The sequence below is a fragment of the Guyparkeria sp. genome (genome assembly GCF_046540515.1).
In the GTDB taxonomy this organism is placed as follows: domain Bacteria; phylum Pseudomonadota; class Gammaproteobacteria; order Halothiobacillales; family Halothiobacillaceae; genus Guyparkeria.
In genome coordinates this window covers 1-11,059 of sequence record NZ_JBKHFB010000062.1, presented here as the reverse complement: position 1 = coordinate 11,059, position 11,059 = coordinate 1, and the positions used below count along the sequence as shown (strand labels likewise).

The following is an 11,059-nucleotide window of genomic DNA, read 5'->3' as shown; positions in this document are numbered from 1 at the left end:
GAAGGCCATCAGGTAATTGACGTCGAGATCGCGGTCATTGAGCGAGAACTCGCGGGTGAGCGGGTTGTAGACGATGCCGGTCGAGGCAATCGGCTTGAGCCCGGCCGCCCGGCCCATGCGCGCGAGTTCGCCGGGGCGGATGAACTGGCGGTGGTCGTGCGTGCCGCGCGGCACCATGTTCAGCAGGTATTCCGCGGCGACGATGCCCAGCAGCCACGACTTGGCGTTGCGATTGAGCGTCGAGAGGAAGACGTGCCCGCCGGGGCGCACCGCCTCGGCCAGGGCCTCGATGATGCGCGCCGGCTGCTCGACGTGCTCGAGCATCTCCATGCAGGTGACCACGTCGAACTCCCCGGCATGCTCGGGGGCGAAACGGGTCACGTCCGCGACGCGGTAGTCGATGTCCAGATACTCCGGGGCGTGCTCGCGGGCCACCTCGATCACGTCCTCGGCGAGATCCAGCGCCGTGACCTTCGCCCCGCTGCGCGCCAGTGACTCGGCGAGAATGCCGCCCCCGCAGCCGACGTCCAGCACCGCCTGGTCGCCCGGGTCGCTGTGCTCTTCGATGAAGGCCATGCGCAGCGGGTTGATGGCGTGCAGCGAGGCGAACGGACCGTCGCTGTCCCACCATTGCCGGGCAAGCTGGTTGAAGTGCGCCAGTTCCTCGGGCGAGGCGCTGGAGGCGGTGGTGTCCTGCGATGTCATGGGGCGGTTCTTCGGTGGCATGGCGGGGCGGTGGTCAAAGGGCGTTCCTGATCTCTAGGATCGGGGCGCGCCAGGCCTTCGCTCGCTCGATGATGGCCCGGGCATCCAGGTGGCGCAACCGGCCGTGGCGAAGCAGCGCCTTGCCGTCGACCCAGACGTCGCTCACCTGCCGGCGCGAGGCGCTGTAGATCAGGGTGGATACCGGGTCGAAGACCGGCTGGGTCTCCGGCTCGTCGAGGTTGACGGCCACCAGGTCGGCGCGCTTGCCGGGCTCGATCGAGCCGACGCGGTCGTCGAGCCCGAAGGCCCGGGCCCCGCCGAGGGTGGCCATGTGCAGCGCCTGGTGGGCGGTGACCGCCGAGGCATCGCCGTGAACGTACTTGCCGACCAGCGCGGCGGTGCGCATCTCGTCGAACATGTCCAGGTCGTTGTTGCTCGCCGCCCCGTCCGTGCCCAGCCCGACGTTCACCCCGGCCTCCAGCAGGCGGGCCACCGGGCAGAAGCCGGAGGCGAGCTTGAGGTTCGACTGCGGCGAGTGCAGCACGTGAGCGCCCCTCTGCGCCAGGCGCTCGATCTCCCCGTCCGTCAGCTGCGTCATGTGCACGGCGACCAGGTGCTCGTTGAGCAGGCCGAGGCGATCGAGGCGGGCGAGTGGGCGCTCCCCGGTCTCGGCGACGGCCTGATCGACCTCGTGGGCCGTCTCGTGGACGTGCATGTGTATCGGCAGGTCGAGCTGGTCGCCGATGGTGCGGACCCGGGTCAGCGCCGCATCGCCGACGGTGTAGGGCGCGTGCGGGGCCAGGGCGAAGTCGACGCGCGGGTGGCGGCGCCAGGTGTCGATCAGGTCGATGCCCTTGGCCAGCGCCTCCTCGGGGTCGGCGGACCAGGGGTTGGGGGCGTCGATCACCACGATGCCGAACACGCCGCGCATCCCGGACTCGACGACCGCCTCGATGGCGGCCTCGGGGAAGAAGTACATGTCGGCCAGGCACGTCGTGCCGCCGCGGATCATCTCCAGCATCGCGAGCATGCTGCCGTCGCGGACGAAATCCATGCCCAGCATCTGCCCCTCCACCGGCCAGATGTGATTCTCGAGCCAGGTCATCAGCGGCAGGTCGTCGGCCATGCCGCGCATCAGGCTCATCGCCGCGTGGGTATGTCCGTTGATCAGACCCGGGATGAGCGCGTGCTCGGGAAGGTCGATCCAGTCCCCGGCACCGAGGCGCGCGCGCGCCTGGTCGCGGGGGAGGATCGCCTCGATCTCGCCGTCGCGGACCACCACCGCATGGTCCTCGAGCACGACGTCCTGCGGGGCGACGGGGATCAGCCAGCGGGGGGCCAGGATCTGGGTGGAGTGTTCGGTTGCCATGATGAGGAAGCTGCGCGCCGTTGAGGGTGAATGATAGCGGGGTGTGATGGCGTCAAAGCCTAGCATGTCGGGGCGTGGAGGCCTTTGTCGAAATCGATTGGTTTCATGATATGCTCGGTGACTTGCCCCTCCGAAGCCGTGCCGGTCCGCTCGACCGGACGTGCAGAGCTTCCCTGGGGCACAAAACGCAATGGATTCAATGCGCTCGTCGTCTCGGGGAGCGCATTTTTGGTTTTGTATCGCCCGGAAATGCCGGGCGACATCGGTTTTCGAGGAACGCCGTGAGCGACTTTCTGCTGCCAACCTACAACCGTCAGCCCGTGCACTTCGTCCGCGGCGAGGGCCCGTACCTCTGGGACGAGTCCGGCGCGCAGTACGTCGACGCGGTCAGCGGTATTGCGGTGACCGGGCTGGGTCATGCCCACCCGGACATCGCCGAGGCGTTGTGCGACCAGGCCAGGACCCTGATCCACACCTCCAACCTCTACGGCATTCCGTGGCAGGAGCGGCTGGGCGAGCGGCTCGCCGCGATTTCCGGCATGGACAAGGTGTTTTTCGCCAATTCCGGTGCCGAGGCCAACGAGGCGGCGATAAAGCTCGCCCGCCTGCACGGACGCCGTCGAGAGATCGCCAATCCGAAGATCGCGGTGATGGAGCACAGCTTCCACGGCCGCACGCTGGCCGCGCTGGCCGCGACCGGCAACGCGGCCATCCAGAAGGGCTTCGAGCCGCTGCTCGACGGGTTCGTGCGTGTGCCTTACGGCGACATCGAGGCCCTGGAGCGCGTGGCGGCAGACGAGGCGATCGTTGCCGTGCTGCTCGAGCCGGTGCAGGGCGAGGGCGGTGTCCGTCCGGCGCCGACCGGTTACCTGGCGGCGGTGCGCGCGCTCTGCGATGCGCGGGACTGGCTGATGATGGTCGACGAGGTGCAGACCGGCATCGCCCGCACCGGGCGCTGGTTCGGCTTCCAGCACGAGGGCGACGTGCTGCCCGACGTGATGAGCCTGGCCAAGGGACTGGGCAACGGCGTGCCGATCGGCGCCTGCCTGACCGCCGGGCGGGCCACCGACCTGTTCGGCCCGGGCAGCCACGGCTCGACCTTCGGCGGCAACCCGCTGGTCTGCCGGGCGGCGGCGACCGTGCTCGACGTGATCGAGCGCGACGGATTGGTCATCCGGGCCGAAAAACTGGGCCGACTGATCGCCGAGCGCATCCGCGACGGACTGGCCGATCTGCCCGGTTGCCGCGAGGTGCGCGGGCGTGGCCTGATGATCGGTATCGAACTGGATCGTCCGGCCGGCGAACTGGTCGGCCGCGCGCTGGAGCGGGGCCTGCTGATCAACGTCACCGCCGGCTCGGTGGTGCGCCTGCTGCCGCCGCTGATCCTGAGCGAACCGCAGGCCGAGCTGATCGCCGATCGGGTGGTCGGCCTCATCCGCGACTGGTACGCGGCCAATTGAGATTCCGGAGCCAGCTCGCCGGCGGCTCCCCAACCGACAGAACCGATATCGTTATGTCCACACGTCACTTCCTGAGCCTGTTCGACCTCACTGCGGACGAGTACCGTGCCCTGTTCGAGCGCGCGGGGCAGCTGCAGGCCGCCCGCGAGCGCGGCGAGCGCCCCAGCACGCTCGAGCGTCGCGTGCTGGGCATGATTTTCGAGAAGGCCTCGACCCGCACCCGGCTGTCGTTCGAGTCGGGCATGGCGCAACTGGGCGGGTCGGCGATCTTTCTCTCGCCGCGCGACACCCAGCTTGGCCGCGGCGAACCGGTCGAGGACTCGGCCCGTGTCATGTCGCGGATGGTCGATGCCATCATGATCCGCGCCAACGACCACGCGATGGTCGAGACCTTCGCCGCCAACAGCCGCGTGCCGGTGATCAACGCGCTGACCGACCTCAATCACCCCTGCCAGTTGCTGGCCGACATCTACACCTACCAGCGCCATCGCGGCTCGATCGCCGGCAAGCGCGTCGCCTGGGTGGGTGACGGCTTCAACATGTGCCACTCTTACATAAACGCCGCGCGCACCTTCGATTTCGAGCTGGCGGTCGCCGCCCCGCGTGGTTACGAGCCGGACCCGGACGTCGTCCTCGCGGCCGGTGACCGCGTGACGCTGGTGGGCAGCGCGGCCGAGGCGGTCGAGAATGCCGACCTGGTCGTCACCGACGTCTGGGCCTCGATGGGCCAGGAAGAAGAACGCCAGCGCCGTTTGCGCGATTTCCACGACTACCAGATCAACACCGAACTGATGGCCTGCGCCCAGGACGATGCCCTGTTCATGCACTGCCTGCCGGCCCACCGGGGCGAGGAGGTCACCGCCGAGGTCATCGACGGCCCGCAGAGTGTCGTCTGGGACGAGGCCGAGGCGCGCATGTACACCCAGCAGGCGCTGGTCGAGTTCCTGATCCTGGGTGGGTTTCCGGGCGCCTGAACAACATGCGGCAGCGCCGATTCGCTGAGTGCTTGCCATCGTGGAGGGATCTCATGAGTCTGCCTGCGGAATTGATGCCCGCGGTGCTCGATGCGCTGCCGGATCCCCTGTTCATACTGTCCGAGTCGGGGCGTTACCTGGCGGTCTACGGTGGTAACGACACGGATCACTACCACGACGGTCGTGCGCTGGTAGGAAGGCGTGTCGACGAGGTGATGCCCCCCGAGAAGGCTGCCCAGGTGCTGGAGCAGATCCGGCGTTCGCTGCGGGAAAACCGCCTGATCAAGGTGGAATATCCGCTCGCGGCCCATGAGGTCAAGGGGCTGGAGTCGGCCGATGGTCCCGGTGAGCCGCTCTGGTTCGAGGGGCATATCCAGCCGTTGGCCAAGCAGGTGGACGGCGAGTGGGCCGTGGTCTGGATCGCGCGCAACATCACGCCGCGCAAGGAACTGGAAGAACGGCTCCGGCTCACCAGCGTGCTCGACCCGCTCACTGGGCTCTTCAATCGTCGCAAGCTCCTCGAGGTGCTGATCGAGCGCTTCGCGGCATTGCGACGCTACGGGGAGCCCTGCGCCGTGCTGATGATCGATGTCGACCACTTCAAGCAGGTCAACGACCGGTACGGGCATTCGGTCGGTGACGAGGTGCTGCTCGCGGTCGCCGACATCGGCCGGCGCATCCTGCGCCAGAACGACCTTCTGGCGCGTTTTGGCGGCGAGGAGTTCGTGCTGGTGCTGCCGCAGACGGATCTCGAGCACGCCCGGCAGGTCGCCGAGCGCTTCCGGCGTACGCTGATCGACGGATTGAGTACGGATTTCCCGGACATCCCGCCGGTAACGGTCAGCCAGGGTGTGGCCGTGATGCGCGCCGACGATGTCAGCCACGAGGATTCCCTGCGTCGTGCCGACCAGGCCCTCTACGAGGCCAAGCGCCAGGGGCGGAACCGCGTCATCTGATCGCGGTCCCGGGTCGGTTCTCGGAGCCAGTCTGCGTTATCCTCCGCGTCAAGTCCTGCATGGAGCGCCACCGTGAACGACCCCTCGACGTCATCGCCCTCCGGTACCTGTCAACCCGCGGGTGCGGCCCGCGTGTTGGTGCAGGGTCTCCGGGACGCCGTCCCCTACATTCGCGAGCACGAGGACCACGTCTTCGTGCTCGCCTTCGGCGGCGAGGCGCTCGACGAGCCGGCGAGCTTCGAGCGCCTGATCCGTGACATCGTGCTGATCGCCGACCTCGGCGTGCGCCTCGTGCTGGTGCCGGGCGCCCGCCCGCAGATCAACCGTCGCTTCCAGGCGGCCGGTTTCGAGGAGCGCTTCCACGACGGCCTGCGCGTGACCGAACCCGAGATGATCGACCCGATCACCGAGGCGGTCGGCGCGGTGCAGTTCGACGTCATCTCCTGGTTGTCGGCCCGCCTGAGCCTCGCCTCGGGCTCGGGGCTCGCCCAGCGGGTACTGACCGGCAACTTCGTCACCGCCCGGCCCATCGGGGTGATCGACGGCGTCGACCTGGGCCACACCGGCGCGGTGCGCCGGGTGGATGTCGACGGGGTGCGCGATGCCCTGGGCGACGGGTCGATCGTGGTGCAGTCGAACATCGGCTACTCGCCCACCGGCGAGCTGTTCAACCTGCGCGCCGAGGACGTGGCCGAGAGCATGGCCGTGGCGCTGGGCGCCGACAAGCTGATCTTCCTGACCGACCCGCTCGACGACCTGCCCACCGCCATGAGTCTCGCCGAGGTCGAGGGGCTGCTCGACCGCGAGGGCGACAACCTGTCGACCGAGTTCCAGCTGCACCTGCACAGCGCCGTGCGGGCCTGCTCGAAGGGCGTCGACCGGATTCACCTGGTCGACCGCGAGGTCGACGGCGCGCTGCTGGTCGAGCTCTACACCCGCGATGGCTGCGGCACCTTGATCACGAGCGAACCCTACGAGCGTATCCGCCCGGCGACGCTGGACGACATCGGCGGGATTCTGGCGCTGATCGAGCCGATGGAACAGGCCGGTGTGCTGGTGCGTCGCTCGCGCGAGCAGCTGGAGCTGGAGACCGATCGATTCGTCGTGATCGACCGCGATGGCGACATCATCGCCTGTGCCGCCCTCTATCCCTTCCCCGATGACGGTACCGCCGAGCTGGCCGCCTTGGTGGTGCATCCCGCCTACCAGGGTGGTGGTCGCGCCGCGCGGCTGCTGGGATTCATGGAAAGCCGGGCGCGCTCGTTGGGCCTGAAATCCCTGTTCCTGCTCTCGACCCAGACCATGGCCTTCTTTCGCGAGAAGGGCTTCGCCGATGAGAGCCTCGACCGGCTGCCGGCCGAGCGCCGCGCGTTTTACAACCTCAAGCGCAATTCGCGGATTTTCCGCAAGTGGCTCTAGCCCCGCTGCCGGTCGTTGCCTGTCGCCCCGAGGTGGGCAGCCCGGCGGGGGCGCGCCTGCAAGCGTTTGTTGCGGAGTGGGGGCTGGGCTGGGTCGACGCGCCCGGTGACGAGCCGGCGCGCTTCGCGTTGGCGATCGAGAACGGGCGCATCGGCCTGATTCCCCCCCTCGACCGCCCGGACCTGGGCTCGCATCCGCTGGTGATCGACTTTGCCGCCGACCCGCGTTTCGCCCGGCCGCTGGCGCGCAAGGATGCCCTGGCGCGGGCGACCGGGTGGAAGGGTGGCTACCGCCCGCCGGTGGTCGATCTCACCACCGGGCTGGGGCGCGATGCCTGGGCGCTGGCGAGTGGGGGTTGCCAGGTCACGGCAGTGGAGCGCCACCCGGTGGTCTGGCTGCTGCTGACCGATGCGCTCGAGCGAGCGGCGGACGATCCGGCGCTGGCGGCGATCGCCGCGCGGATCGCGCCCGTCTTCGGTGACGTGCTCGGCGAACATCCCCCGTCGTTCGCCGTCGATCCCGAGACCGTCTGGTACCTCGACCCGATGTTTCCCGAACGCAAGAAATCCGCGCTGGTGAAAAAACCCATGCGCATCTTCCATCAACTGGTGGGCGAGGACCCGGACGCCGCGGCGCTGTTTGCCTGGGCGCGAGCCCAATCGGGTGCCCGCTGGGTGGTCAAGCGCCCGCCGGGGGCTCCCACCATCGATACGACCGCTCCGGGCATCGATTACCGATCCGGTCGGCTACGCTTCGACGTCTACCTACGGTGACCAAAGCCTCGAGGCAGGCCTCGATGTTCGTGGCTGGGGAGCTGTGCCAACCAATGAACGCGCTGGGGCAACTGTCGGGTCTGTCGATGACCGCTCGCCGACCTGACCTACGGCCGAGGCGATCGAATGGGCAAAGGCGGTGGATTGGCGGATTCACGACCTGATGGTGGAACTTGTGCGGTCGTGAACGTTTCCGATCAGTGAGGGTATCTTCCATTCCAGAAGGGCTTTCCCGGAACGGAGCGTAACGACCAAGCCACCCCGGAGGTGATCCCATGGCCAAGAATCACGGCGAAAGCATTAAAGACGATGAGCAGTACGAGGCCTTGCGTGACGAAGGCATGAACAAGGAAAAGGCGGCGCGTATTGCTAACACCGAACGCTCCAAGGCCGGTCGGCGGGGTGGAAAGAGTGATCGCTACGAAGACTGGAGCAAGGAGGCCTTGTACGAGAAGGCCCAGGAAGTCGGTATCGAGGGCCGGTCGAAAATGGACAAAGGCGAGCTGATCCGTGCCTTGAGGCGTTAGCGCAAACCCCGGTTGGACGGATACGAACGGGGTTCAGGCCTCGGTGCCGGTGGCCGGGTCGTCGAGGTCGAGCGTCAGATGCTCTTCGGGGATGCGATCCGCGCCCCAGGTGCGGTGCACCATGGCGATGACGCGATCGAGCGAGTCCTGCGGCACGGCGGCGAGTTCACCGTGCTCCAGCGGATCGTAGTGGAAGATGTACAGCCGGGAGGCGAACTCCTCGAAGGGCAGGGAGGATTCGCCGAAGCGCTCGCCGTGACCGGCGGTGCTGACCTCGACGCCGTCCCCCCAGTTCTGTCCGCTGTCGTTGTTGGGGTTGTAGAAGTACGCCCGCATGACGTCCTGCGGATCGAGCGACACCCGCAGCAGGGTGAGCGCGTGCCAGCCGATGAAGCGCGCTGCGCTGTCGGTCGCGGCGATACCGATCGGCTGCGGGTGGATCAACGGCTGGTTGCCGTTGTAGTAGGGGTGATAGCTCGCGTAGAAGTGACGCAGGAACTCCTCCAGTGCCTCGAGCTTGCCGCTGGCGACATTCACGTTGATACGAAAGCCGCGCCCGGTCCACCAGCCGTGGAACTCCGGGTTGATCCAGCGGTGCGGGTCGCCCTCGCGACCGATGCAGCGGCGACCCATCTCGGCGTAGATGCGATCGAGGTGCGGTACCACCAGCAACGACACGGGATCGAGGTCGATCGGCAACGTCGTCGCGACACCGCTGAGCGAGGCCATCGAGGAGACCGGCTGGCCCTCGAAGTGGATGATGATCTCGTCGTCGCGCGCCGCCCAGGCCACCATCTGCAAGAGATAGTCGGGGTCGTTATAGGCCCACATGGACAAGGCGCGGGCCGACTGGCAGGTGGGGTTGTTGCCCTGGCCAACGCCCAGTGGTTGACCCAGCATGCAGAGCACGCCCTCGAGCAGGCGGGTGCGCGGCGGCACCGTCTCGCCGAAGGCGATCGCGAGCCGCTCGCGTGACCAGGCCGACAACGGCAGGCTCAGTTGCCGCCACAGGGCCGGGGCCACCGGCGACTGGTAGAGAATCCCGCGCTCGAGCATCAGTGCCAGGCCGTAGATGGCCTGGGCGGTTTCGGGGAACACCGTCTGCTCGATCAGCGCGTGCACCAGCCCGCTGTAGCAGAGCAGACAGTCCCGCCCGGTCGACGACAGCCCCATGGCCTCGGACAGCAGGTGGTCGCCGTGATCGGCCAGGTGACGAATCAGGACCGAGTGGTAGGGCGAGACCAGGCCGGTGTCGTGCATGGCCCGCGCGAAGCCGGTGGCCTCGTTCTGCAGGGCCACGCTGTCCATGCTTTCGAGGCGCTCGCGGTAGACCTCGACACCGGGATCCTCGCGACAGGCCTGGGTGGGACCGAACAGGCTGCTGACCAGGCGGTCGGCGCCCTGGCCGCTGCTGCCGAGGTCGATATCAGGGCTGGCCTGGCAGATGGCGATCTGCGTGATCATCTGCTTGACCGGCTCGGTCTGGATCGGCCGCTGTTGCAGGATCCGCCAGATCTCGTCGATCAGCTGGTCGATGATGTGCTCGTAGCCGATCCGCTCGGCCAGATGCCCGAGCAGGGCGCGTGACAACAGCGCGAGACGCCCCTGGCTCTCGCGCTCGGCCTCGCTGGGCGGCATGAACAGCCGTTGCAGGTTGATCGCCAGCACCTGGGTCAGGTGATGGTGGGCGTTCTCGGCCGAGAGCGTGGGATGCAGGTAGGCACCGCGGGCCACGGCGAGCATGCGCAGGTCGCTCAGGGCCTCGATCACCACGGTATCCGCATCACTGCTGCCCAGCGCGTGGGCGGAGAGTGACGGGATCAGGATCTCGGGGTAGGCCCAGTCCGACCCCTGGAACGTGCCGGCGGCCTCGATGGCCTGCGCGCGTGCCTCGACGGCTGCCGGGCCACCTTCCTGAAGCAGTACCCGCTTGGCCCCGTCCAGCACCCGGCGCAGCCGCGCGGGCTTGGAGAACTCGGGGGCGGCGTCGAGGGCCTCGATCGCCTCGTCGAATCGTTGCAGGAGTCCGGGCAGGAGGGGCCCGGCCCGCTGTTCCTGGGCTTCATTGATCACGTGGACTCCTGGTGCCCGGGATGTGGCGCAGGATTATACATAGAAGTCCAGATCCTCTTGGCGCTTGAGCAGATCGCGCATGGTGTGCGGATCGTCGCCGAAGAAGTAGATCAGGCCCCAGTGCGTGCCGAAGGCGGTGCGCTTGGTGACGGTCTCCTCGAGCGGCGGGGTCAGTTCATGCGACTCGAAGTAGGGGTGATCCTCGGTCTCGGCCGGCATCTCCAGCTTGCTGACCACGCGCCGACGCGGGTAGACGCCGAAACAGCCGGCGACGCCCTTGGCATCCACGACTTCCTTGGGGAAGAACGCGGTGATCTCCTCCTCGGTGGTCTTGGGGTCGAAGGACAGGATCAGGCCCTGGTAGGCGTTGAAGCCGTAGGCGCGTTCCAGCAGCTCGAACACCTTGAAGCCCGGCGGGCGGTAGGCCACCTCGCCGAAGTACATCTCGCCGTCGTTGGTGACGAAGTATTCCGGGTGGATGAAGCCGAACTCGATGTCGAACGTCTTGATCAGCTTCTCGATCTGCGCGGTGATCTGGGCACGGTACTTCTCGAGTTCCGGCGTTGCCGGGACGAACACCGAGTAGCCGAGCGTCACGTACTCCGAGATGTTGAGGAAGCGGATCTTGCCGTTGTGGACCCAGGCCTCGACGGCAAACTCCCAGCCGTCGAGGTGGGATTCCATCAGCACCGGAAATTCCTCGTCCGGGATGGTGTCGACCTCGTCGGGCGTGCGGATCACGCGGTGCCCCAGGCAGCCGGCCTTGTCGAAGGCCTTGAGGTGGATCGGGTCGTTGGGGTCGC

General features: G+C 67.6%; 10 protein-coding genes. 6 read left to right on the top strand and 4 right to left on the bottom strand.

Features of this window, described 5'->3' with window-relative positions:
- Positions 1-705: bifunctional 2-polyprenyl-6-hydroxyphenol methylase/3-demethylubiquinol 3-O-methyltransferase UbiG (ubiG, locus tag ACLFRM_RS07690; RefSeq protein ID WP_410755155.1), on the bottom strand; the 705-nt coding region annotated here is incomplete at its 3' end.
- Positions 706-739: 34 nt separating this feature from the next.
- Positions 740-2,074, bottom strand: coding sequence for a TRZ/ATZ family hydrolase (locus ACLFRM_RS07685; RefSeq protein WP_410755154.1), 1,335 nt, complete (start codon positions 2,072-2,074; stop codon positions 740-742).
- A gap of 281 nt (positions 2,075-2,355) precedes the next feature.
- On the opposite strand from ACLFRM_RS07685, the gene ACLFRM_RS07680 reads away from it, so the two are divergent.
- From ACLFRM_RS07680 to ACLFRM_RS07655, 6 genes are all read left to right on the top strand, one after another.
- Positions 2,356-3,534, top strand: a complete 1,179-nt coding sequence (locus ACLFRM_RS07680; RefSeq protein ID WP_410755153.1) for an aspartate aminotransferase family protein — start codon at positions 2,356-2,358, stop codon at positions 3,532-3,534.
- A gap of 53 nt (positions 3,535-3,587) precedes the next feature.
- The gene (gene argF / locus ACLFRM_RS07675) at positions 3,588-4,508 is read left to right on the top strand and encodes an ornithine carbamoyltransferase (protein WP_410755152.1); all 921 of its coding nucleotides are present in this window, start codon (positions 3,588-3,590) and stop codon (positions 4,506-4,508) included.
- 53 nt (positions 4,509-4,561) lie between these two features.
- Positions 4,562-5,464 carry a diguanylate cyclase gene (locus tag ACLFRM_RS07670; RefSeq protein ID WP_410755151.1) on the top strand — a complete coding sequence of 301 codons (903 nt, stop codon included), beginning with the start codon at positions 4,562-4,564 and terminating at the stop codon, positions 5,462-5,464.
- A gap of 132 nt (positions 5,465-5,596) precedes the next feature.
- Entirely contained in the window at positions 5,597-6,883 is a 1,287-nt protein-coding gene (gene argA / locus ACLFRM_RS07665; protein WP_410755150.1) for an amino-acid N-acetyltransferase, read from the top strand.
- The gene (locus ACLFRM_RS07660) at positions 6,874-7,656 is read left to right on the top strand and encodes a class I SAM-dependent methyltransferase (protein ID WP_410755149.1); all 783 of its coding nucleotides are present in this window, start codon (positions 6,874-6,876) and stop codon (positions 7,654-7,656) included. Before argA ends, ACLFRM_RS07660 begins: the two co-directional genes overlap by 10 nt.
- Before the next feature lie 275 nt (positions 7,657-7,931).
- The gene (locus ACLFRM_RS07655; protein ID WP_410755148.1) at positions 7,932-8,183 is read left to right on the top strand and encodes a Rho termination factor; all 252 of its coding nucleotides are present in this window, start codon (positions 7,932-7,934) and stop codon (positions 8,181-8,183) included.
- A 33-nt stretch (positions 8,184-8,216) separates the two neighbouring features.
- Here ACLFRM_RS07655 and ACLFRM_RS07650 read toward each other — a convergent pair whose 3' ends face one another.
- Together ACLFRM_RS07650 and ACLFRM_RS07645 are read right to left on the bottom strand one after the other, a co-directional pair.
- A complete protein-coding gene (locus ACLFRM_RS07650) occupies positions 8,217-10,256 on the bottom strand; it encodes a hypothetical protein (RefSeq protein ID WP_410755147.1) in 2,040 nt (679 codons plus the stop codon).
- A 33-nt stretch (positions 10,257-10,289) separates the two neighbouring features.
- Positions 10,290-11,059, bottom strand: a 770-nt coding sequence (locus ACLFRM_RS07645) for an acetyl-CoA carboxylase biotin carboxylase subunit family protein (protein ID WP_410755146.1), incomplete at its 5' end; no start/stop codon positions are given.